20 protein-coding genes are annotated in these 23,074 nt (G+C 44.8%); 16 read left to right on the top strand and 4 right to left on the bottom strand.

Going from position 1 to position 23,074, the window contains the following annotated elements:
• Positions 1–13: 13 nt before the first annotated feature.
• On the bottom strand, positions 14–604 hold the full coding sequence (locus M1L62_RS12945) for a TetR/AcrR family transcriptional regulator (RefSeq protein WP_254560005.1): 591 nt from the start codon (positions 602–604) through the stop codon (positions 14–16).
• Positions 605–853: 249 nt separating this feature from the next.
• Between M1L62_RS12945 and M1L62_RS12940 the strand changes: the two genes are divergently transcribed.
• On the top strand, positions 854–2,281 hold the full coding sequence (locus tag M1L62_RS12940; protein WP_254560004.1) for a sigma-54-dependent transcriptional regulator: 1,428 nt from the start codon (positions 854–856) through the stop codon (positions 2,279–2,281).
• A 2-nt stretch (positions 2,282–2,283) separates the two neighbouring features.
• Here the strand turns inward: M1L62_RS12940 and M1L62_RS12935 are convergent, their stop codons facing one another.
• Positions 2,284–3,156, bottom strand: coding sequence for an AraC family transcriptional regulator (locus M1L62_RS12935; protein ID WP_254560003.1), 873 nt, complete (start codon positions 3,154–3,156; stop codon positions 2,284–2,286).
• Positions 3,157–3,293: 137 nt separating this feature from the next.
• On the opposite strand from M1L62_RS12935, the gene M1L62_RS12930 reads away from it, so the two are divergent.
• A complete protein-coding gene (locus M1L62_RS12930; protein WP_254560002.1) occupies positions 3,294–4,145 on the top strand; it encodes an aldo/keto reductase in 852 nt (283 codons plus the stop codon).
• 92 nt (positions 4,146–4,237) lie between these two features.
• Here M1L62_RS12930 and M1L62_RS12925 read toward each other — a convergent pair whose 3' ends face one another.
• Positions 4,238–4,672 (bottom strand): response regulator, encoded by a 435-nt coding sequence (locus M1L62_RS12925; protein ID WP_254560001.1) that lies wholly within the window; start codon positions 4,670–4,672, stop codon positions 4,238–4,240.
• Positions 4,673–4,973: 301 nt separating this feature from the next.
• Here M1L62_RS12925 and M1L62_RS12920 point away from each other — a divergent pair, with 301 nt between their 5' ends.
• From M1L62_RS12920 to M1L62_RS12905, 4 genes are all read left to right on the top strand, one after another.
• Positions 4,974–5,558 carry an RNA polymerase sigma factor gene (locus tag M1L62_RS12920; protein WP_254560000.1) on the top strand — a complete coding sequence of 195 codons (585 nt, stop codon included), beginning with the start codon at positions 4,974–4,976 and terminating at the stop codon, positions 5,556–5,558.
• A 99-nt stretch (positions 5,559–5,657) separates the two neighbouring features.
• The gene (locus tag M1L62_RS12915) at positions 5,658–6,638 is read left to right on the top strand and encodes a FecR family protein (RefSeq protein ID WP_254559999.1); all 981 of its coding nucleotides are present in this window, start codon (positions 5,658–5,660) and stop codon (positions 6,636–6,638) included.
• Positions 6,639–6,804: 166 nt separating this feature from the next.
• Positions 6,805–10,368 carry a SusC/RagA family TonB-linked outer membrane protein gene (locus M1L62_RS12910; protein WP_254559998.1) on the top strand — a complete coding sequence of 1,188 codons (3,564 nt, stop codon included), beginning with the start codon at positions 6,805–6,807 and terminating at the stop codon, positions 10,366–10,368.
• An 18-nt stretch (positions 10,369–10,386) separates the two neighbouring features.
• Complete coding sequence (locus M1L62_RS12905; RefSeq protein ID WP_254559997.1) at positions 10,387–12,165, top strand: RagB/SusD family nutrient uptake outer membrane protein; 1,779 nt, start codon at positions 10,387–10,389, stop codon at positions 12,163–12,165.
• 108 nt (positions 12,166–12,273) lie between these two features.
• Here the strand turns inward: M1L62_RS12905 and M1L62_RS12900 are convergent, their stop codons facing one another.
• Entirely contained in the window at positions 12,274–12,861 is a 588-nt protein-coding gene (locus M1L62_RS12900) for an RNA polymerase sigma factor (RefSeq protein ID WP_254559996.1), read from the bottom strand.
• A 699-nt stretch (positions 12,862–13,560) separates the two neighbouring features.
• Here M1L62_RS12900 and M1L62_RS12895 point away from each other — a divergent pair.
• The 10 genes from M1L62_RS12895 to tal all read left to right on the top strand — a co-directional run bounded on the left by M1L62_RS12895 (position 13,561) and on the right by tal (position 23,070).
• Positions 13,561–14,031: a hypothetical protein gene (locus tag M1L62_RS12895; RefSeq protein ID WP_254559995.1), complete on the top strand. Its 471-nt coding sequence runs from the start codon at positions 13,561–13,563 to the stop codon at positions 14,029–14,031.
• A 133-nt stretch (positions 14,032–14,164) separates the two neighbouring features.
• Positions 14,165–14,557 (top strand): hypothetical protein, encoded by a 393-nt coding sequence (locus M1L62_RS12890; RefSeq protein WP_254413468.1) that lies wholly within the window; start codon positions 14,165–14,167, stop codon positions 14,555–14,557.
• A 26-nt stretch (positions 14,558–14,583) separates the two neighbouring features.
• A complete protein-coding gene (locus tag M1L62_RS12885) occupies positions 14,584–15,090 on the top strand; it encodes a DUF5309 domain-containing protein (protein ID WP_254413467.1) in 507 nt (168 codons plus the stop codon).
• A gap of 19 nt (positions 15,091–15,109) precedes the next feature.
• Positions 15,110–15,613 carry a CsgE family curli-type amyloid fiber assembly protein gene (locus M1L62_RS12880; protein ID WP_254413466.1) on the top strand — a complete coding sequence of 168 codons (504 nt, stop codon included), beginning with the start codon at positions 15,110–15,112 and terminating at the stop codon, positions 15,611–15,613.
• A gap of 29 nt (positions 15,614–15,642) precedes the next feature.
• Entirely contained in the window at positions 15,643–16,056 is a 414-nt protein-coding gene (locus M1L62_RS12875; RefSeq protein ID WP_254413465.1) for a curli production assembly/transport component CsgF, read from the top strand.
• Positions 16,057–16,124: 68 nt separating this feature from the next.
• Positions 16,125–17,522, top strand: coding sequence for a CsgG/HfaB family protein (locus tag M1L62_RS12870; protein WP_254413464.1), 1,398 nt, complete (start codon positions 16,125–16,127; stop codon positions 17,520–17,522).
• 45 nt (positions 17,523–17,567) lie between these two features.
• Positions 17,568–19,070, top strand: a complete 1,503-nt coding sequence (locus tag M1L62_RS12865; protein WP_254413463.1) for a carboxypeptidase-like regulatory domain-containing protein — start codon at positions 17,568–17,570, stop codon at positions 19,068–19,070.
• A gap of 415 nt (positions 19,071–19,485) precedes the next feature.
• Positions 19,486–21,498, top strand: a complete 2,013-nt coding sequence (gene tkt / locus M1L62_RS12860; RefSeq protein WP_254413462.1) for a transketolase — start codon at positions 19,486–19,488, stop codon at positions 21,496–21,498.
• Position 21,499: 1 nt separating this feature from the next.
• Entirely contained in the window at positions 21,500–21,943 is a 444-nt protein-coding gene (locus M1L62_RS12855) for an RpiB/LacA/LacB family sugar-phosphate isomerase (RefSeq protein ID WP_254413461.1), read from the top strand.
• Positions 21,944–21,969: 26 nt separating this feature from the next.
• Positions 21,970–23,070, top strand: coding sequence for a transaldolase (tal, locus tag M1L62_RS12850; protein ID WP_254413460.1), 1,101 nt, complete (start codon positions 21,970–21,972; stop codon positions 23,068–23,070).
• The last annotated feature ends 4 nt before the right edge of the window (positions 23,071–23,074 follow it).

Here is a 23,074-nt window from a genome sequence, read left to right as displayed (position 1 = left end):
TTCAGAATTTCGGTTACACTTCCAGGTCGTTTATTATTTTTTCAACCGACTTCATAATCAGTTTCAGATAATTCAGTTTTCCTGTTGTCTGCGTAATCATTACGGCACCTTCGATGGTCGCGATTATCGTCAGCGCAATTTGCTCAGGGTTTACAGATGCTGAAAACTCTTCTGTTTCAATACCCGTTTCGATCAAACCGGATATTGTATTTTTCCAATTCACAATACTGTTCAATACTCTTTTCCTTAGTTCCGGATGCGTGTCATCTGCCTCTGTCGCCGTATTTAAAATCGGGCAGCCTCCTACCGGAAAGGGATGCGAAAGAAAATTGACATAAACGTTTACAAAAACCAGTAATTTCTCTTTTATTCGATCCTGCTTCCCCAGCTCTTCACGAAAAATCGTATTGACCTTTTGAAGATTATAGTCGAACGCAGCGAGCGCTACTTCATCCTTATTCTCAAAATTCCCATAAATACTCCCGCGTGTCAGCCCTGTCGCGTCGGTCATATCATTGATTGAAGTGCCCGCGTATCCTTTTTTATTAAAAATCGGCGCGGTTTTTTCAATAATAAATGCCTTGGTTTTTTCAGCTTTTGACATATCAAAAAGTTATATTTGTACAAATATATACCATTCGGTATACTTTAACAAATTTTGCTCATCGTGTTGTGTAGGCCGTTTGACAAGCTTAATAAACAGATTTTCGGAAAAAACAGATTGACAAATCATCACGAATGTTGTACATATCATCGCAAAACATCCATTGTTAGAATTATATTACTTATTTGCAGTTTGAATATCCGATACGGAATTCACCAGTAGACACACCCCTATTCTAAACCCGTTAATATGTGCAACAAAATCCTGATCGTAGAAGATGAATACATTGTAGCCGGAGATATCCGCGTAACCCTGGAACGGGCCGGTTACAAAGTTTGCGGAATCGCGTTTTCCGTGCAGGAAGCTCTGGAAATGATCGAAGCCGAAAAGCCCTGCCTCGTTGTGCTCGACATATATTTACAGGGCGACCGGACTGGCATTGACCTGGCCGGTATCCTTAACGAGATGTCCCTGCCTTTTATTTATCTCTCTGCCAATTCCAACCAGCAGGTTCTTCAGGAGGCAAAGGCAACAAATCCATATGGTTTTCTGGTAAAACCGTTTCGCGAAAAAGATTTGCTGGTTACGTTAGATATCGCACATTACAGGCATCAGTACAATCAACAGCAAAAAGAGAGGCAGTCAAACGTCGCACAACTTGAAAACACTTTTAAATCACAGGATTCTGAAAAGGCACCGTCAGATGAAACTCAGCCAGACTTTGAAGGGATTATTGGAAAGAGCCTTGCGATGAAAACCGTTTTTGATCTTGTCAAACAAGTTGCTCCCAGCAATACTTCCGTACTGATTCTCGGAGAAAGTGGTACTGGGAAGGAAGGCATTGCCACGGTTATTCACAGGCTATCACCCAGAAAAAACAAACCATTTATAAAAGTAAACTGTGCGGCACTTCCGCCCAACCTCATAGAATCTGAGTTTTTCGGACATGAAAAAGGCTCTTTTACCGGAGCTTATGAAAGACGGATCGGGAAGTTCGAGCAGGCAGCGGGCGGTACCATTATGCTGGATGAAATCGGAGAAATGCCGGTTGATTTTCAGGTCAAACTGCTTCGCGTTTTACAGGAAAAAGAGATTGAAAGAATTGGCGGAAAAAATACGATCAAAGTAGACGTCCGGGTTATTGCCGCCACAAGCCGGGACCTCGAAAAAGAAATTTCTGCGGGACGGTTCCGCCTCGATTTGTATTATCGTTTGTTTGTATTTCCGGTTTCCCTCCCTCCGCTCCGCGAACGCCGTGAAGATATTCCACTGCTCGCAAGCCATTTTATGAGGCATTATTCAAGACTTTCTAACAAACCAATCCGGGCAATTTCCGAATCTGCGATGAAGCAGCTGCGTCATTACAACTGGCCAGGAAATATCAGGGAATTGCAGCACCTGATCGAAAGAAGCATACTTCTGACAAACAATGACTGTATCGAAGAAATTGTATTGCCTTCTATTTCAGAAAGTATAGCCGAAGTGCCTTCCGGCGATTCGGATTATCCGGTAAAAACTTTGGAAGAACTCGAACGTGATCACATTCTTTCTGTATTAAAAAAATGCAATAACCGCATTTCCGGCCCCAATGGCGCAGCGGTTTTGTTGAACTTACCGGTTTCTACAATGGTCAGCAAGATGAAAAAACTAGGTATCGTGAAAACCAGCATGGCCTGACCTTATAAACTAATGACGGCATTTCCTGTTTTCCTGAAATCACTTGGGTTTACACCTTTGTATTTTTTAAAGATCCTGTTCAGATGACTTTTGTCTGTGAAACCCATTTCATCGGCAATTTCCGTGATGCGCATATTGCTGTGGAGCAGCCGGTTTTCGATCAATTTTAGTTTATAATTTGTAATATACTGCTGCATCGTTTCATTGGCATGTTTTTTAAAATAACGTCCCAAATAAGTTTCTGAAATGCCAAATTGCCGGCTAATCTCATCTGTGCGTATTTTTTCAGGAGATAAAATATTAGTTTGGATGTATTGCAGAATATCCACCGCTTTTTCCTCCGTGCCTTCATTAATTGCCGCAGGCATTCCCTGGGAGATATTTCTCGCCATAATTACAATCAGCGTTTTTACATACTGGCGGATCAGCTCTTTATTGTACAAATCCCTGCTCACCGACTCCCGCATAATCGCTTCGATGATCGGCCTGACGATAAGTTTGTCCGAATCATTTTTCAGAATACAGCCAGGTTCCCGGTTGGCATTCTTCAGGATAAATTCCAGTCGCTGCTTTGCGTCCGTTTCAAGATTATTCGATTTAATGTAAAAATCATTAAAACGGATAAAGAAAAACTGACTTGGGCTATCCACATCAAAATGGTGCGAGTCGTCAGGGGTCAGTAAAAACAAATGGCCGGCACGATAATTAAATGTGCTGTCGTTGATAAAATGCTGCCCTGTTCCGGAAACGATGTACACAACTTCGAAAAAGTTATGCTTATGCACCGGCCTCGGACATTTTTCTAAAAGTTCTTTAAGCACGATTTGAAACGGCTCATGGAGATTATCTTTGATCATACGAACGAATTTACCCATTTTAAGCAGAATTATACAACACAATCCAACAGACAGTTGTATAATTTTACATTACAATTGAAACAGTAACCAGAAACAAATTGGTTCGCAGATCACATGGTTCAGACCTTTTTAATCACAAGAAATAACCGTATAAAATGGCAACAGAAACAATAAAATCATTCTCGACATACAAACTAGGAAACGATATTGAAATTAACCGTCTGGGATACGGTGCCATGCAGCTGACCGGCCACGGCGTATTTGGTGAAGTTGCGGACCGCGAAAATGCAAAAAAGGTATTGCAGGAAGCCGTCGTTTCGGGCGTAAATTTTATCGATACCGCCGACGCGTACGGACCGCATTTCAATGAATCACTAATTGCTGATGCCTTACATCCTTACAAAAAAGGACTTGTCATTGCAACGAAAGGTGGCTTTAAGCGTCCGGGACCAAATCAATGGGTTGCTAACGGGGATCCGAAATTCATTCAGGAAAATATAGAAGGCAGTCTTAAAAGACTCAAAGTCGATGTAATTGACCTTTGGCAACTGCACCGTTTTGATCCGAATATTCCTGTGGAGGAAACACTGGCACCGGTAGCCGATGCAGTCAAAGCGGGGAAAATTAAACACGTAGGATTGTCAGAGGTTAACATTGAGCAGATTGAAAGAGCTGAGAAAATCTTGCCCATTGTATCCGTGCAAAATTTATACAACCTTGGCAACAGGCAATGGGAAGAAATTGTGGATTATACCTCAAAAAAAGGACAGGCATTTATACCCTGGTTCCCCCTGGCTTCGGGCCCTCAAAAACTTGCGGATAAATTGGGGAAAATTGCAGCGGCACATAACGCAACCACGGCACAAATTGCCCTGGCCTGGTTATTAAAACGCTCACCCAATATATTGCTGATCCCCGGCACAAGTTCTATCGCGCATTTGCACGAAAATCTGAAAGCTAGTGAAATCGTATTAACCGACGCAGAATTTGATCAATTGTCAAAATAACGAATCGCCATTATTGAAAAGCCGTTTGATCACCTCAAACGGCTTTTCAGCAGTTAACCCTGCTGTATTGGGTGTCAAGTTATACTAAAATTTCAATTACTCGATTTGAAATGATTCGGGTGCAGGCATGCTTTCCAATATTCAATAATCAGTTCAATTTGCTTTCTGAACTCACTGAAACCGCTTTCCTTTTTGTAAAAACCCTGAATGGTTGATTCATAAGCCGTTTCTACCAAAGCGGCATTACCGGAGGTGCTAAGGAAGACAAACGGAATTGCTTTCTTTCTCAGATATTCGTTCCCGTCGATATACTGGCGCAATTCCAGGCCATTCATCACAGGCATATTGATGTCGCATAAAATCAAAAAAGGTTGTTCCTTCGTCTCTTCGAGGTATTTCAACGCTTCCAATCCGTTCTCAAAAAACCGGATCTGATTTGGGATATTCATTTCTTCCAGCACACTTTTCAGCAGAAACTGATCATCTTCATCATCCTCAATGGAAATAATGGGGCCTTTTAACGACATAAGCGGTTATTGATTAACTTTTAGACCAAAGATCATAACTAATTTTCATTACAGCAATTTTGCGTATCACCCAAAGCGTAATATACAGGCTGCGCGACACAGACGGGAAATTGCACAACAGACACGTGCAAGCACAAACCGAACAAAACATTATTTTTCATAGTATAACTATTAACTTTATTTGGACATATAATAATTTAACCAATTAAAATATCGCCCAATAACAAATTTATACTGCTTCAAAACTATTTATCATATATTTGAACACTTAAACTAAACTCTTGCTAAATCATTGATCAACATGGTAGATTACGACGAACTTGCCGACGACGACCTAGCTACTTTGTTAAAAAATGGAGAAGAGGCAGCTTTTGAGGAAATTTATAGCCGTTATTGGGACAAACTGTTCTACATGGCGCATAAAATTGTAAAGTCCTCCGAAATTGCCGAAGAAATTACGCAGGATACCTTCATGCTTTTGTGGGTAAAAAGGGAAACTTTAACCATTGTTTCTCTGAAACAATACCTGGCCGCCATGCTGCGCTATGAGGTTTACCGGTATCTTGCCAAATCAAAAAGAGAGGTGGCTTTTGAAAAAGAATTACGGGAGCAAATGTCAGTATCCGTATCGATCGAAAAGGATATTGAAAATAAATTACTGCTTGAAATCATTACCACGGTCACCAATAAGTTATCAGAAAAATGCCGGCTTGTTTTTCAATACAATAAATTACAGGACAGATCTCTGACCGATATCTGCGAAGAGCTTCAAATATCGCCAAAAACTGCCGAAGCACACCTTACCAAGGCCTTAAAAATTGTCCGCGCGAGCCTGAACGGCTCAATGCATTTTATTTTGCAATTAGCACTAATGACCCAATTTTAAGCTGCTTTTAAAAATAAATAAAAAATAATTGATCGCCGACTAAGGGGTTTTATTCACTTCCTTACTCTAAGTATTGCAAAGGGTAAATCCTAAGCAAGCATGAACCAGGCGCATTTAAAAATATTGGCACAAAAATTCCTTGACGGTACCGCCACAGAGGACGAAAAAAAACAGCTTCACGGCTGGTACGAAAAAAGTGCATTATCGGACGAGGAACCCGAGATCGTATTCTCTGATTCATTGGGAACATCGGACGAGTTAAAGCAAAAAATCCTTCAACGTCTCAGAGAAAACAGACAGCGGGATTCAGAAATCGCGCCACTGAATTCGGGGTTATTCCGTCGTTTTATGGTATGGACTGCATCGGCTGCTGCGGTGTTGCTATGCGCTCTCTTTGCCTGGAACAAAATGCATATGATTCCAAAAGAAGAATTCAAAACGGTGCACGCGCCTTTTGGGCAGACGGTCTCCATCCAGCTTTCCGACGGTTCTCAGGTTTGGCTAAATTCCGGGTCCACCATCACTTTTCCGGTTACTTTCAAAGACAAACTTCGCGAGATTACGTTAACCGACGGGCAGGCATTTTTTGATGTGGTTCATGAAATAAAACGCCCGTTCATTGTTCGCACGAAAACAGTCAATGTAACGGTTTTGGGAACCTCCTTTGATGTAAAGGCATATGACAACGACCCTCAGGTTAAGGTTTCGGTGAAGACCGGAAAAGTGGGTGTAACGCTGATCAACAAACCAGACCAGCCAGCCGTGATGCTCCTGCCGGACAAACAGATTGTTGTACAAAACAAGAAGTCTGAGATAAAAGTTAACGAGATCAGTGCGCCTGCGATTGCGCCCTGGAAAGACAATAAAATTATACTGGAAGATGAAATGTTGTCAGAAGTTTTTCATGCGCTGGAAAGAAAATTCGACCAGCATATTGTTGTCGAAAACGCAGCATTGGAACAGGAGAAAATTACGATAACACTTGATAATCAACCACTAACCGACGTATTGAAGGTAATGAGCTTTTCGAAGAAATTTAACTATTCACAACTAAACGACAGCACCATCGTAATCAGATAAAAGACACCAGAACCGGGTTGGCTTTCAAGGAAAGTACAATCAAAAAAAACCGGGAACACTGCAAATGCTCCCGATTTGAGATCCTCTCCTGCTGCGCAATGCTTCGAACCATCAACAGACAGAAGGGGGAACGTTTAACATGTTAATCATTAAACATCAGACAAATATGGTGAATTATTACCGTAAGGGAATACCCTTATTGAAAAAATGTATGCGCATTTCTACGCTAATTCTAGGCATTAACCTGTTAAGTGCGGCATTGCTGATGGCCAGTCCCAGCGAAGCCCAGCACGTCAATATGGATGTCAGGCAGACAAGAGTCAAAAATGTCCTCCGACAAATTGAGCAGCAGGCACACGTCACTTTCGCCTTTGACGAAAAACTGATCCGGAACGCGCCGCAGATCACGCTTTACGCCATGGGGCTCCCGCTGCACGATATTTTGAACCTCATCGAAAAACAGACCTCACTGGAATTCAAGCAGGTTGGTAACATGATCGGTGTGACTGAAAAAACCAGGGCTGAAAAAATCCGTGACGCACAAAATCTCACCTCCGAGGTTAGCGTCCGTACGATTAAGGGTAAGGTGACCGACGAAAAAGGTGAAGGACTCCCTTCCGTGGCCATTCGTCTGAAAGCTTCCAACGAAGGCACCATGACGGATGTGGAAGGAAATTATCAGATTAATGTCCCAGGCGATGAGTCAATCCTGATTTTTAGTTTCATCGGATTTATGGCGCAGGAAGTCATGGTGGGCACAAGGTCTGTCGTCGATATTCAGCTAAAACCGGATGTCTCCACACTTTCTGAGCTTGTTGTAACGGGTTATAGCTCGCAACGTAAAAAAGATTTAATCGGCGCCGTTTCTGTTGTCGATGTGGACCAGCTGAATCAGACGCCGAGCGGCCAGGTAACGAGCCAGTTGCAGGGACGAGCGTCAGGCGTTACCATCCTCGGTTCCGGACAGCCCGGCGAAACACCGCAGGTCCGTATCCGCGGGATCAATACCTTTGGAAATAATGCCCCGCTTTATGTCGTCGACGGCGTTCCTACGACATCCATTTCGGATCTTAACCCGAATGATATCGGTTCTATGCAGGTGCTGAAAGATGCTGGTTCCGCTTCCATTTACGGCTCTCGTGCTGCCAATGGTGTGATCATTATCACAACAAAAAAAGGAAAAGATAAGGTAAAAGTAAACTACACGGCCTGGTATGGCGTTCAGACACCTCCGGGTGGCAACGTCTGGAACACCCTGACTCCGCAGGAACAGGCACAGCTGAAATTCCAGGTACAGAAAAATTCGGGTTTGAAAGTGGGCGATGATCAGTATGGTTATGGCGCATCACCGGTTCTCCCCGACTATATTCTCCCGACGGGTGCTAAGGAAGGTGATCCAAAAACAGATCCGTCGCTTTATTATGTCAATCCCAACTATACCTCTGTTGATGATTTTAACAGTTTCAACCAGATCGTGAAAGCGAATAAGCAAGGTACAGACTGGTTTCACGAAATCTTCAAGTCCGCTCCATCGACCAGCCATAATGTTTCGCTAAGCGGCGGCAGTGATCAGGGCAATTATCTTTTTTCGCTAAACTATTTTAATCAGCAGGGCGCGCTAACCAACACGTATCTGAAAAGGTACACGCTGCGTTCAAACAGTCAGTATAACATTGGCAAACACATCCGTATTGGTGAAAACCTGGCATACTCGATCAGTGACAACCCAAGAACTACATTGTCTGACGGCGGATCGGCCATCGCATTTTCATTCCGTTTGCAGCCGATTGTACCTGTGCACGACATCATGGGAAACTATGCGGGAAGCCGCGCGGCAGGCATGGGTGATGCTTTTAATCCGGTCGCGATGCGTGATCGTACACGCTATAACAAAGGACAGGATAACCGTCTTTTTGGAAACATTTTTGCAGAATTCGATTTATTTAAAGATCTGACTTTCCGCACCAGTTTCGGTGGAGAAAACTATTCAGGCCGGTCCACTTCATTCGATTTCCCGCAATACGAAAACAAGGAAAACAGCAATACCAACACGTACCGGGAAGATGCTTACTCCGGCTATAACTGGACCTGGACCAATCTCGTCACTTTTCATAAAAGTCTTGGTAAACATGAACTGACAGTTGTAGGCGGCACCGAAAGCTACAACAGCAAAGGTTATGATTCCGGCGGGAGTACGCAGGGTTATTTCTCCTTCGACCCAAATTACATGAACCTGTCGACCGGCTCAGGAACGAGAAGCAATTACAGCAGCCGCTCCGCAGATGGCTTATATTCTTTGATCGGTCGCGTTGATTATATTTTCAATGATAAATATCTTTTCGGAGCCGTGATCAGACGCGACGGATCTTCGAAATTCATTAACAAAAGATATGGAACATTCCCTGCTGTAAGTGCGGGATGGCGGATTTCTCAGGAAAATTTCATGAAAGGAATTTCCTGGCTCGATGACCTGAAACTCCGCGCCAACTATGGTGTGATGGGAAACCAGATCAACGTGGGTTCTTCGAATGCTTTCACCACCTACGGATCAAACCGCCGCAGTTCCTATTATGACCTGAACGGAACCGGCGGATCGGGGGCGTTGGAAGGTTTTGAAAAAATCCAGATTGGGAATCCTTCCGCAGTTTGGGAGAAAAATGTAAGTACCAACATCGGTATCGACGCGACTTTCTTCAAAGGCCGACTTGATATCATCGCTGATTATTACGTCAAGGAAATCAAGGACCTGCTTTTCAATCCGTCATTGATTGGCACAGCCGGCGGTGGGACCGTTCCTTTCGTTAACATTGGTCAAATGAAAAACAAAGGGATTGACCTGCAAATTAATTCCAAGTTCGATCTTGCTCAGGATTTGAAACTGAATGCCACATTAACGCTGACCACTTACAATAACAAGATTCTTAAAGTTACCAACAGTGCTAATTATTTTGACCTGGAAGGTCGCGGTTTCGACGGCGCCTCGATTGTCAGAAACCAGGTTGGCAACTCCATCGGTCAGTTTTTTGGATACAAGGTTACCGGATTCTGGAACTCTCAGGAAGAAATAAATCAGGCTAATGCGCAGGCTGTTCAGCAGACCGGCAATGCGGATGCGGTGTATCAGGAAGGTGCCGCTTTGGGACGATTCCGCTATGCCAATACAAACGGTGACGGTATCATTTCCTCCGCCGACAGAACCATGCTTGGCAATCCGAACCCTGATTTCAGTTATGGGTTAAACCTGGGTTTCAACTACAAAAACTTCGATTTCAGCCTGTTCCTTTATGGTGTGCAAGGCAACGAAGTCTGGAACCAGACTTTGTGGTGGACCGATTTCAACTCATCGCGCTCGGGTGCAAAAAGTAAAACGGCTTTGTACAATTCGTGGACGCCCGAAAACCACAATGCCAAAGCGCCGATCCAGGAAAACGCAAGTTCTTTCAGCACCATCAATGTGCCTAACTCTTATTTCGTGGAAGACGGGTCTTATCTGAGAGCAAAGAATGTTCAGATCGGCTACAATTTCTCGCCGGGCTTATTAAGAAAGATCAAAGTTCAGCAGTTCAGACTTTATCTGCAGGCGACCAACCTGTTTACCGTTACAGGTTATTCCGGTCTTGATCCGGAGATCAGCAGAAACACAAACAACAGTCAGACAATTTTTGGTATTGATGAGGGCTCCTACCCTTCGTCGCGCCAGTACACCGTTGGTCTTAACCTTACTTTTTAATCTCAAAAGCGACAGGACATGAACAAAATGATCAGATATATAAGTGCGCTCTGCCTTGCCACAACTCTTTTACTTTCGCAGGCTTGTCAGGATGATTTTTTAGACAAACCGGTGCAGGGTGCGCTGGGTGACGATGTTTTGGCCAACGCCAAAGGCATTGACGCACTGCTGACCGGTGCTTATGCAGCATTGGATGGCCAGGGTGATTTCACCGGCGGAAGCGGCTGGGAGTCTGCTCCCGATAACTGGATTTATGGCGCCGTAGCCGGCGGCGATGCGCACAAAGGAAGTGACGGCGGCGACCAGACACCGATCAGCGCCATTGCCACATTTAACACAGGTGCTGATAACGGATTTTTCAACACCAAATGGAAGGCGTTGTACGAAGGAGTGACCCGCGCCAACACCGTTTTAAAAGTGTTGGCACTGGTGAAAGAAATCTCCGAAGATGACAAAGCAAAAATTGAAGCCCAGGCCCGTTTTCTTCGCGGACACTATTATTTTGAGTTGAAGAAAATGTGGAACATGGTGCCCTGGATTGATGAAAAAACCACCGACTTCAACCAGTCGAACGACGTCGATATCTGGCCGATGATCGAAGCTGATTTCAAATTCGCCTATGAACATCTGCCTGCCACGCAGTCGCAGGTGGCCCGCGCCAACAAATGGGCGGCCGGGGCTTATCTGGGGAAAACGTATTTGTATGAGAAAAAAGACGCGCTGGCAATTCCGGTTTTCACAGAAGTTATCCAAGGCGGCATCACTTCCAATGGACTGAAATACGGTTTGGTTGATTTTCAAAACAACTTCGACGCCTCCACCAAAAACAATGCAGAATCTGTTTTTGCGATCCAGATGGTTGCCAATGACGGAACGCTCGACATTACCAATGCCAACATGGGCGGTATGTTGAATTTCCCATACGGCACCGGCGCGCCATTCAGTTGCTGCGGATTTTTTCAGCCAACGCAAGACCTCGTTAATGCATTCCGTACCGATGCCAACGGCCTTCCGTATCTGGATGAAGCCAACGCACACGCCGTGAAAAGTGATATGGGCCTTACTTCCTCCGCCGCATTTACACCAGACGAAGGCACGCTGGATCCTCGCCTGGACTGGACGGTCGGCCGAAGAGGTATTCCTTACCATGACTGGGGACTGTATCCCGGCATGGACTGGGTGCGTGACCAGGCTTATGCGGGCCCCTATGCCCCAAAAAAGAATATCCACCGTCAAAAAAATCAGGACCTTTATGCAGATCTGAGCTCATGGGCCCCGGGGAACGCGATCAACGTGCTGGTAATCCGTTATGCCGATGTTCTGCTGATGGCGGCGGAAGCGGAGGCCAATGCAGGAAGTTTGTTAAAGGCGCAGGAATATGTGAATCTGGTACGCGCGCGAGCGGCAAAACCGGCCAGCTGGCTTTATCAATATCTTGACAAAGCAAATCCGCTAGGTGGTTTTTCAGCAAAACCGGCGGCAAATTATGCCATAAAAACGTACGCAGACGGCAAATTTTCGGCAGAAGGCAAAGCCTTTGCATTGAAGGCTATTTATTTCGAAAGAGGTATTGAGCTGGCGATGGAAGGCCACCGGTTTTTCGATCTGGTACGCTGGGGTCTTGCCGACAAAGAACTGAACGGATTTTTCAGTTATGAATCAAAAATCACGACGGATCTGAACGGCGGGAAATTTACCGCCGGAAAAAACACCTACTACCCGATCCCGCAATATCAGATCGATATGAGTGTGGTAAACGGCGTCGCTAAACTGAAACAGAATCCGGGTTATAATTAAACGTTTCAGCATCCACAATAAATAATCGTTTGGTCAGGCCCAAAAATTGAGCCGGCCAAACGATTTTGTTTTCAGGCATTCCTGATCAGCAACATCCGTTATTCCGACTCAGACATTTTCAGCCTGTTTGTTCCATAATTTTTTCAGTTTTTCTATGCAGCCATACTTGATTTTTGAAAATTTAACCGGATCATCTTCACCTATCCGCTTGGCAATTTCCTCCGCCGAAAACCCCCAGTAAGCCCAGTCCATGATAATCTGCCGGCAGGGTGGACACATGTTATCGAGCAGACGAATCATTCGCCCAATGTCCTCATCCACCTCAACCGCTTTGGCAATGTCTTTCGAAAAATCCTGGGAGTCAGGAACGTCATCCCGGTAGTCAATTTTATTTACTGAGGTTTTACGGATAAAATCGATCGTTTTGAAGTAAAAAATACGATAAAGATAAGTTGACAGCTTACTCTCGCCTTTAAACGAACCATCCTCAATCTTTGCGATGATTACGATAATCGTGTCAATGTAAATGTCCCTTAAAATATTCTGACTAACGTTGGTCTGGATATGTAACTTGTGAATATATCCGTGATAATCTGCGATCATCTTCTTGACTGACTTCTCCCTTTCCACGCCTCCTTTACGGATGGAGACAATGACAGGATCGTCAGCGAAACTAATTTCATTGAGTAAATACATAACCTTTGGAAAAATTTCAATGACTTCCGGATAACCGGCAAGCCAGAAGCTGAGTAAATTGTTTTGTTCCGGGATGCGACAAACCTTACGTATACCAAAATACGTTCAATAAAAAAGCAGAAATTTTCTAGCTATGTCCTGAAAAATCCAGGGCAACTTCAATAAGAGCAAACTTTTAAGTAAACAGCCGGGACTGCCTTACTTTTCAGATCGTCTTAAACGAAAAAAGTGAATGAGCATATTTCTTTCATATTCATTTTGAGAGGGATAAGTGAAAATGATAAGAACGACGGAGTAGCTAGTGCAGTTCAAATATATTAGTATTATAAAATAAAATAATACTATTTCTACACTGACTTATTTAACGGTAATGACAAAATAAAGCAACAAGGAAATGGTTTAAAACCGGTACTGAAAATTCAGTATAACTTTCTTTAAAATCTGTCGGGATACCCATTTTTAAGTATTTTTTCTAATTAGAATAGAATTAACTTATTGATAATAAATTAGTTAAATATTTTTAGTATTTTCTAATCTTCTCAGCCCGAGGAGAATGGCGGATTGGCTTCGACTAATACAGCAAACAGCATTTCCGGAAAAACGCCAGTCTATTTGCGCAATCTTATTGGCATTATCTAAAAACCTTATTCATTCCGATTGACAGTCCACTTTTTCTCACTTTACTAAACTTTCTATTCTATGAAAAGAATTATTCTTACGTTCGTCGCTGTACTAGCCGGCACGTACCTTTTCGCTCAAAACACTTCTTACATTCAACAGTACAACGACAATAGCCATGCTGACGTAACTCAGGCTGGATATGCAAACTTTTCCAATGTTGAGCAGCATGGATATCACTGGTCAGAACCACGTAATGACGCCTATGTTAAACAAATCGGAAAATGGAACAGCTCGTACGTGACACAATGGGGAGAAGGAAATAAATACGAAACCACTCAGATGGGTAAAAATAACTCGGCCCAGGGAACACAATCCGGCGACTTAAACTCTGCCAAAGTTTCGCAAGACGGTGAAATTCTGCAAAGTTACACGCACCAATACGGATACAAAAACTGGATTGAAGTGTACCAATCCGGTAACTGGGGCCAATATTCCTACATCTTTCAGGACGGAAGCCGAAACGGAGCGGTGGTGCGGCAAACCAATTAACAAAACCATCAGCATACCAAATTTCCCTATTTACCGGAATGGATAAGGAAATGGTACAGGCGTTCGAAAACAATACTTTCCGGACGCCTGCACTGTAAACAGTCCGACCAAAAATGACAATAAATCACTTGTTATGAAACAGTTGTACTTAATATCATTGTTCGTCATTTACGGTACTAGTAAACTGTATGGACAAGACGTGGTGCCTGTACAACCGGGTCATGAGCCAGCTGTCCGTAGTCAAACAAATGAAATTATTATTGACCAAAAAGACTCCTCCCCAAAACCGTTCAGAATTGATACCGTCATCACAACAGGACGATCCGGAAAAAGAAAATATACCCGGGTCTATGAAAAAGACGGAAACAGCATTGTGATAACCACATTCACCGATGGCGACTCCTTGCGGAGACAAAACGTCATTTCGGTTACGCAATCGAATGGCGGGAATTACGTGAGGGTAATCCAGGGCGGTCAGGGGAACAACGTTTCTGTTTCACACTATTCACAAAAAAAAGAACACTAAAATTCATCGCGTTTAACCTGGCCGATATGAAAAACATTTTATACTATGTAGCCCTATCCATGCTATTTCCGGCTACTGTCCTTGCGCAACAAACACAGGGTCAGGCCAACTACGCCGGCAATAATGTGACGACGGGTGAAGCAATTGTCAGGCAAATTGGTGGATTTGACAAAGCAAATTTTCGGGATGCCGACATTTCAATTTACCAAAACGGGAATTCCAACAACCTGTATCTAGACCTGAAAGGCACCGGAAACAAAATTACCGGGCGCCAGAACGGTAACGAAAATACGTTGGGCCTCAGTGCCAAAACTTTGAACAGTCAATACTGGCTTGAACAAACGGGAAATGGCAATATGCTTTCTCTGACAAACCTCACGAGTAACGGTATAAACTTTCAGGTAAACCAGACGCAAAACTACAACAGTCTAACGCTCGATGGAGCCGGTTATGGCCAATTGCCTTCCTTGAAAATTGAACAAAGTGGCGGGATGCGGCTCAGTATTCAATCGAATACATTCCCGGTAAAATAACCCCTTAACCTGATGTCCGGTGAAAACAATATTCATGACCCTGTTTCTTTTGATAACCCCGGCACTGACCTATGCACAGTCAGAAAACGACCTGTTAGGGTCCAACGCCGACGATTTAAATGAATTGTTAGACGAAACAATGTCCGACGAAGAAGCGGTTTCGGCATTTATTCTTGACAATACCAAAACCAAAATAGGCCGGGATCTTTACGAAACATTTTATCATGAATGGAGCAGTATCCAGCTGGATACCGCTTCGAAGAGACAGTTAAAATTGAGCCTGGCCGCTAATCCGGAGCTGGTGATTGAAATAGAGGAAATCCCCTCACCCGGTCTGAATAATATTGCTTTGATAAAAGTAGACGATGTAACAATCTGGCAGGATTTTGCCCAGCCACGCCCCGATGCGCTCGCCATTCAGGTTTCCGAGGCGGTAAAGCAGGTCATTCAATATTTTATCAGCTTTCAGGATATCCAGAATCAGCTCGGGTCGCAGGATCAATCGGGCTCCGGTATTCGCTGACAGTCTAAAACGAACTTCATCTCAATTCTATGAAACATTATTTACTACTCCTTTTGTTGGTAACGACATGCCAAACCGGCTTAACCCAGGGACTGGTTTATCGTCCGGTGAACCCGTCATTTGGCGGCGATACGTTCAACTACAACTGGCTGATGAGCTCGGCGCAGGCTCAGGACAAAACCAAAGATCCCGACGCAGCCAAGCTGTCGTCCGCTGCGAATCAGGATCCGCTGGCCGATTTCACCAATAGCTTAAACCGGCAGCTGTTGAATTCAATCTCCCAGCGCCTGTTAAAAGACCAGTTTGGCGAAGAAGGCATCAAGGAAGGGACCTATCAGTTTGGCGGATTTGTTGTGGACGTCAGTCCGGGATCCAACGGTCTCATTGTCAGGATAACCGACGGGAAAGGCGGCGAAACATCGATCACGGTGCCCTACTATTAGTCTGTTGACAATCAGATTTCCACAAGAAAACAGATTAAAAACCTCCTAAATGCTTAGCGCCGATCATTATGAAAAGAATACTCAACCTCAGGAGTTTTTCTTGCCTGACACTCATCATTATTTCGCTCATTTTCCAGGGATGCAGTCCATACTTTAACCAGCCAACCCGGCCACGTGAAGCCCGCATTGGGGAAGAAACCAGCGTTACGCCGGGGCTCAGGACATTGCCTCCGCCGTCAGACAAACTGGCTGTTGCGGTGTATAAATTCCGCGATCAGACCGGGCAATACAAACCCTCCGAAAACGGCATCAACTACTCCACGGCGGTGACACAAGGGGGAACCAATATCTTGCTCAAAGCGCTGGAAGAAAGCGGCTGGTTCATGACCATCGAGCGCGAAAATGTAAGCAATCTGCTGAATGAACGTAAAATCATCCGGTCAAGCATAGCTCAGTACAAGCCGGAAAATGAGAACCTGCCCCCCCTGCTTTTTGCCGGGATTATACTGGAAGGAGGTATTATTTCGTACGACGCCAATATCATCACAGGCGGTGCCGGTTTAAAATATTTTGGCACCGGTGGCTCAACACAATACCGGCAGGACCGTGTGACTGTTTATCTGCGGGCCGTGGCTACGAAAACTGGAAAAATACTCAAAACCATTTACACATCTAAAACCATTCTGTCGCAATCCGTGCAGGCCGGTGTTTTTCGTTTTGTCAAGTTTAAACGCCTTTTGGAAGCGGAAACGGGATTTACCGTGAACGAACCCTCACAAATGGCGGTAACCGAAGCCATTGAAAAATCAGTACAATCATTGGTCATCGAAGGGATCAGGGATGGGCTCTGGACGGCGGAAGAGAATTCAAAAACACGGGTCGCGACTTTGCTGGAAGAATACAAAAAAGAAGAGACGGAATCACGGGAAACGGATATTTACGGAGCACGCGATAATACCGAGCGTCTGCGTTTTTCACTGATGCCAAACGCTTCCGTCCTACGTTACACGGGAGATTTTGGCCCGTCTACGAGTAAAGCCGGTCTGGGCGTGGCGGTAAACTTCGGCTTATCCCCACACTGGAACGTTCAGGCGAGTGGCACTTTCGGCAACTTTGCCGCACAGGAGTACTTTAAAAGGAAAGTCAAAATCGGAGAGCTCAACGTGCAATACCGTATGCTTCCCTATCAGAAAATAAGTCCTTTTGTCCAGCTGGGTGCCGGTTTCGTTTCCGCCAGCGAAAAATCCTTTTTTGACTCCCAAAGCAAAACAGATAAAATGGCGAATGCCGGTTTCGGGCTGGAATATATGGTTTCCAAAACAATAGGTGTCAACCTCTCGGGGCAGTACAATTATTTTTTTGAGGATAGTTTTGATCTGGCTTCCAGGGGCAATCATAATGATGCTTTCTGGAAAGCGTCGGTTGGGCTTTCCATTTATCTGGGTGGGCATTACACCAAAAAGTAAATTCACAATCATCAACCTATTCTCTCACTTACTAACGATATAGCCGTGAAAACGCTTCAACCCTATCACGCCCGCCTGTTAAAGCGTTTTGCTTTACTCGTTTTGCTGACACACCTGCTCAGTTGCGCGGAAGAAACCTATGTAGAGCCTACCCGTTTTGGTACGATTAAAGGACGGGTGCTGGCGTTGAAGGATAAAAGTGTCATTAAAAATGTCCTGGTCCGGATAAACCCCTCAGGAAAAACCATCGAACCTGATGAATCCGGACGTTTTGAGGTGGCCGAATTACCAACGGGAAGTTACACGGTGCAGACCTCGGCAGATAAATTTAAGACCGATATCACCTCGGTCCAGGTTTTGGAAAGCCAGGCCACCGACATGGCTATTTTTCTAACCATGGACAGGGATCAAAACAAATCCCCTCTTCTGCCTTCGGTTATTAAACCTTTGGATAAAAGTACGGGTATCGCCAATTCCACAACACTGGCCTGGAAATCCTCCGATGCTGATCAGGATTCATTATGGTATAGCGTTATCCTCTTCAAAGAAGGCCAAAATACGTCGATTCCCATTGCGAGCGGGCTTCGTTATGATACGCTGGCTGTCAGCAATCTCGATTATGAATCAACCTATTACTGGCAGGTAGTCGCGACCGACAGCATCAGCAACCCGGTTTACAGTGAAATCTGGTCTTTCAAAACGCGGGAAGTGCCGGATTTGCCCTATATTTTCACCCGAAAAGTAGACCAGCTGTATCAGATATTCGCAACAGACGGCAAGGAAACCATCCAGGTGACCCGCAACGGCTCCAACTGGCGGCCAATGGTTAGCCCAAACCGTAAAAGACTGGCTTTCATTTCCAACATCAATTCGGATCCGCATATTTATACCGCCGATCTGGTGGGTAAAAACCCACAGCGCGTCACCGTGGTGCCCGTTGGAGGTGTCTCACTGATGGAATTATCTTTCTGCTGGTCACCCGACGGAACAGAGATTCTTTATCCCAATTACGATAAGCTTTACGCAGTGCATCCTGACGGGACCGGGTTACGTGTCGTGGCGAAAGCTCCTGTCGGGCGTTTTTTCGCGGGCGTAGACTGGACCGCTCAGGGAAATCTGATTATTGCAAGACTGACAGGCGGATCCGTTTATGACAACACCATCTACCTGATCAATGCCGCCACCGGCGTCCTCAGCGAACTGATCACAGATAAGCCAGGGAAAATCGGCAATCCGGCATTCTCCGTCGATGGCCAGTACGCGGCTCTGACGATTGATATCAGTAATTTTCAGAATAACGAAGGTCGCCAGTTGAACGCCCATATTTTTCTGGTTAAAGTTTCAACGGGGGAACTGACCGATATTTCCGGCGGGAAATCCGATGGCACGAACGATCTCGACCCCCGATTTTCGCCAAACGGATCCCGGATTATTTTCACCAATACGAGCAATGATGGTTTTTCTTCAAAGAATATCTACACCAACAGCGCATCCGGTTTCGACCGCACAGAGCTACTAAAAGACGGAGAATTGCCCTACTGGCGGTAAAATTAACCAGTCCGTCTCCCGCAATTTTAACCCCGCACAAAAAAGTTATCGCAGCCCCGAACCTGCCGATAACTTTTTTTGTCTCCCACCCCTATGCCCATTGCCCCAACCAAAAGAGAATATATACAACACAATCCTTCAAAGAGCTATTTCATTCAATCTTTTTAAACATCAATTTTGAATACGAGAAAACCATCCATTGCCGGTATAAAGGCCAGCGGTTTATCCTGTTGGCGTACAGAATGTAATCATTGTAACAAAAGTTATATCGCAAGTCTTTGCCGGATATGATAGGAATTCCGTAACAAGTCTGGTAACTTGATTTTTTTTAGAAGATTTAAGCAGGCAAAATGCTGCTTCTGAAAGGCAGGTTTATCGGTTTACCAAAATAACTAATCTAATAGAATAGCTTAAAATGGGATCAGATACAAAGGAAATTGAACAATCAGGCATTAACACCGCGCGATTATTATCAGTGGATGCCGTGCAAAAAGCCAACTCGGGGCATCCGGGAATGCCCATGGGCGCCGCGCCGATGGCGCATGTTTTGTGGGCGCATTACATGCACTACAACCCTAAAAATCCCGACTGGCCAAACCGCGACCGGTTTATCTTATCCGCCGGCCACGGCTGCATGCTTCAATACAGTTACCTCCACCTGACAGGTTACGATCTGTCACTCTACGACCTCAAAAATTTCAGACAACTCAACAGTAAAACGGCGGGTCATCCGGAATACGGACTGGCTCCTGGTATCGATGTCACGACGGGTCCGCTTGGACAAGGATTTGCCAATGGTGTCGGTTTTGCGATTGCGCAAAAACATTTGGCCGCCCGTTACAACAAACCCGGTTTCGAGCTATTCGATTATAACATTTACGCGATTTGCAGCGACGGCGATATGATGGAAGGCGTTACCTCGGAAGCCGCTTCTCTGGCCGGACATCTGGAACTGGGCAACATCATTTACCTGTACGACGACAACCACATATCCATCGAAGGCCCCACCGACATTGCGTTCAATGAGGATGTCGGCAAGCGTTTCGAAGCCTATAACTGGCACGTGCAGGTGGTTGAAGATGGTAATGACATTGAGGCGTTGATTATTGCCGTACGTAATGCAAAGGCAGAAAAAAATCGTCCGTCACTGATCAAAGTCAGGACACAAATAGCCTACGGAAGTCCTAATAAAGTAAACACAGCAGGGTCGCATGGATCTCCGCTGGGTGCGAATGAAGTAAAACTGGTCAAAGAGTTTTTCGGTTTTGATCCTGAAAAGTCCTTTGTGATTCCAAAGGAAGTCGCTGCTTACTATAAGGCGGTCGGAGAAAAAGGCACAGAACTTGAAAAAAAGTGGACAGAACTTTTCAAAGAATACAAGGAAAAGTATCCCGAACTGGCTGCTGAATATGAACTGGCTCAAACGGGTGCTTTGCCCGAAGGCTGGAAAGATAACTTGCCAGTGTTCGATGCTTCGGATAAAAAAATGGCTACCCGGCAAGCTTCGGGAAAAGTATTAAATGCCATCGCGGCAAGTTTGCCAAACTTTATCGGCGGCGCGGCGGATCTGGCACCGTCAACAGATACCAACCTGAAAGAATTTGATTCTTTTACTCCGGAAAAAAGAGACGGCCGTAATTTTCACTTTGGCATCCGGGAGCACGCCATGGGGTCAGCCTTAAACGGTATGGCACTGACAAAAGGCGTCATTCCTTTCGGCGCGACTTTCCTGATTTTTTCTGAATACATGCGTCCGCCTATTCGCCTGGCGGCCGTTATGAAAATCAGGCCTATCTTTGTTTATACACACGACAGCATCGGTCTCGGAGAAGATGGCACCACTCATCAGCCCATAGAACAGCTGATTTCGCTTCGCTCGATCCCCAACATTCTGGTAATTCGCCCGGCAGATGCCAACGAAACAGCACAAGCCTGGCGCGTGGCAATTGAACATCAGGACGGGCCGGTTGTACTGGTTTTCACACGCCAGGGGCTGACCATTCTTGACCAGAAAAAATATGGCAAAGCAACACAGTTAGAAAAGGGTGCATATATCCTTTCTGATTCAGAAAAAACACCGGAGATTATACTTATTGCAACCGGATCGGAAGTAGAACTTATTTTATCCGCACAGGTTAAACTGGCAGAAGAAGGAATCGCCGCAAGGGTTGTCAGTATGCCGTCCTGGGAGTTATTTGAAAAGCAGGATGCGACTTACAAAGAGAAGGTATTTCCTGAAAAAATAAGAAAAAGACTGGCTGTTGAAACGGGTTCTCCGCTGGGATGGCATAAATACGTTACCGACGAAGGAAACATCATTGCCATGACTACTTTCGGGGAATCTGCACCGGCAGAGGAATTGTATAAAGTTTTTGGTTTTACGGTTGAAAATGTAATTAATAAAGCAAAAGCGTTGTTAAATAAATAAGATGAAAATAGGAATAGCAGCCGATCACGGCGGATTTGAGTTAAAAGGAGTAATCAGAGACTACATCGTTTCGCTTGGGCACGAAGTAACAGATTTCGGTGCTTATCAACTGGACAATCAGGACGACTACCCCGATTTTGTAATACCGCTGGCAAAGGCAGTGGCATCCAGCGAATTAGACCGCGGAATAGCCGTTTGCGGCAGTGGCGTAGGTGCCTCGGTGGCAGCTAATAAAGTTGCTGGCGCACGCGCAGCCCTTATCAACGACCATTTTTCGGCTCATCAGGGTGTGGAAGATGACGACCTGAATATCCTTTGTCTGGGAGGCCGGGTAACCGGTAACAACGCCGCTCAGGAACTGGTTGGTGCATTTTTAAATGCAGAGTTTACAGGGTTAGAACGGCACTTACGTCGTCTTGGAAAAGTTAAATCATTAGAAAAGTAAATTAATAATTCAAATTAAAGTTGGTTATGGCAAGTAACAAAGTAAAACAGATACACGAGTTCGGTCAAAGCATCTGGTTGGATTTTATCGACCGCAAGATTATTAATACAGGTGAACTTAAGAAACTGGTTGAAGAAGACGGCGTGAGAGGCGTAACTTCAAACCCTGCAATTTTCGAAAAAGCTATCAGCAGCAGTTCTGACTACGATGCGGATATCAGCGCGTTGTCGAAAGGAGATAAAACAAACGAAGAAATATTTTTTGGTCTTGCGGTGAGCGACATCAAACTGGCTTGCGATTTGTTGAGACCCGTTTATGATGAAGCCCCCAAAGGCGGTGATGGTTACGTGAGTCTTGAAGTGTCCCCTTTCCTGGCTTTAAATACGGAAGGTACGATCAAACAGGCCATCGAACTATGGAAGGCGGTTGATAAAGAAAACGTAATGATCAAAATTCCGGGAACTGAGCCTGGTCTTCCTGCTATCCAGAAAGCCATCAGCGAAGGAATTAACATCAATGTTACTTTGCTTTTCGGGCTGGACCGTTATGAGGCCGTTACAGAAGCTTACATTTCAGGTTTGGAAGAAAGAGCCGCAAAAGGTCTGCCGGTTAACAACATTTCTTCCGTAGCAAGTTTCTTCCTGAGCCGCATTGATGTGCTGGTTGATCCGTTGCTTGACGAAAAAGGTCTGGGCGAGCTTAAAGGTGAAGTGGCTATTGCTTCCGCTAAAAAAGCCTACGAAATTTATAAAAGAGTTTTCAGCACGGACCGTTGGAAAAAACTGGCAGAAAAAGGTGCCGTTCCACAGCGTCTGCTTTGGGCAAGTACCAGCAGCAAAAACCCAGCTTTCAAAGATACTAAGTATGTTGAAGCACTGATCGGCCCGGATACTGTGGATACTATTCCTTTGGAAACACTGGAAGCATACCGCGACCACGGTGATCCTGCAAGCCGTTTGGAAGATGATCTGGATACAGCAACTGAGATCCTTGAAAAAATCAAAGCAGTCGGAATTGACATCGACGCGATCACAAAACAGTTGGAAGACGAAGGAATTGACAAATTTAATAAGCCTTTTGAAAAATTATTGCAGGCTATTGAAGACCAAAAATCCAAAGGCAACTAAACTG

This window comes from Dyadobacter diqingensis (assembly GCF_024220585.1).
GTDB lineage: Bacteria > Bacteroidota > Bacteroidia > Cytophagales > Spirosomataceae > Dyadobacter > Dyadobacter diqingensis.
This window is presented reverse-complemented; position numbering and strand designations above follow the sequence as displayed.

What these genes read in the sequence shown, in the direction of transcription:
- M1L62_RS12945 (WP_254560005.1), bottom strand. Translation starts at nt 604, where the DNA reads ATGTCAAAAGCTGAAAAAACCAAGGCATTTATTATTGAAAAAACCGCG.
- M1L62_RS12940 (WP_254560004.1), top strand. Translation starts at nt 854, where the DNA reads ATGTGCAACAAAATCCTGATCGTAGAAGATGAATACATTGTAGCCGGA.
- M1L62_RS12935 (WP_254560003.1), bottom strand. Translation starts at nt 3,156, where the DNA reads ATGGGTAAATTCGTTCGTATGATCAAAGATAATCTCCATGAGCCGTTT.
- M1L62_RS12930 (WP_254560002.1), top strand. Translation starts at nt 3,294, where the DNA reads ATGGCAACAGAAACAATAAAATCATTCTCGACATACAAACTAGGAAAC.
- M1L62_RS12925 (WP_254560001.1), bottom strand. Translation starts at nt 4,672, where the DNA reads ATGTCGTTAAAAGGCCCCATTATTTCCATTGAGGATGATGAAGATGAT.
- M1L62_RS12920 (WP_254560000.1), top strand. Translation starts at nt 4,974, where the DNA reads ATGGTAGATTACGACGAACTTGCCGACGACGACCTAGCTACTTTGTTA.
- M1L62_RS12915 (WP_254559999.1), top strand. Translation starts at nt 5,658, where the DNA reads ATGAACCAGGCGCATTTAAAAATATTGGCACAAAAATTCCTTGACGGT.
- M1L62_RS12910 (WP_254559998.1), top strand. Translation starts at nt 6,805, where the DNA reads ATGGTGAATTATTACCGTAAGGGAATACCCTTATTGAAAAAATGTATG.
- M1L62_RS12905 (WP_254559997.1), top strand. Translation starts at nt 10,387, where the DNA reads ATGAACAAAATGATCAGATATATAAGTGCGCTCTGCCTTGCCACAACT.
- M1L62_RS12900 (WP_254559996.1), bottom strand. Translation starts at nt 12,861, where the DNA reads ATGTATTTACTCAATGAAATTAGTTTCGCTGACGATCCTGTCATTGTC.
- M1L62_RS12895 (WP_254559995.1), top strand. Translation starts at nt 13,561, where the DNA reads ATGAAAAGAATTATTCTTACGTTCGTCGCTGTACTAGCCGGCACGTAC.
- M1L62_RS12890 (WP_254413468.1), top strand. Translation starts at nt 14,165, where the DNA reads ATGAAACAGTTGTACTTAATATCATTGTTCGTCATTTACGGTACTAGT.
- M1L62_RS12885 (WP_254413467.1), top strand. Translation starts at nt 14,584, where the DNA reads ATGAAAAACATTTTATACTATGTAGCCCTATCCATGCTATTTCCGGCT.
- M1L62_RS12875 (WP_254413465.1), top strand. Translation starts at nt 15,643, where the DNA reads ATGAAACATTATTTACTACTCCTTTTGTTGGTAACGACATGCCAAACC.
- M1L62_RS12870 (WP_254413464.1), top strand. Translation starts at nt 16,125, where the DNA reads ATGAAAAGAATACTCAACCTCAGGAGTTTTTCTTGCCTGACACTCATC.
- tkt (WP_254413462.1), top strand. Translation starts at nt 19,486, where the DNA reads ATGGGATCAGATACAAAGGAAATTGAACAATCAGGCATTAACACCGCG.
- M1L62_RS12855 (WP_254413461.1), top strand. Translation starts at nt 21,500, where the DNA reads ATGAAAATAGGAATAGCAGCCGATCACGGCGGATTTGAGTTAAAAGGA.
- tal (WP_254413460.1), top strand. Translation starts at nt 21,970, where the DNA reads ATGGCAAGTAACAAAGTAAAACAGATACACGAGTTCGGTCAAAGCATC.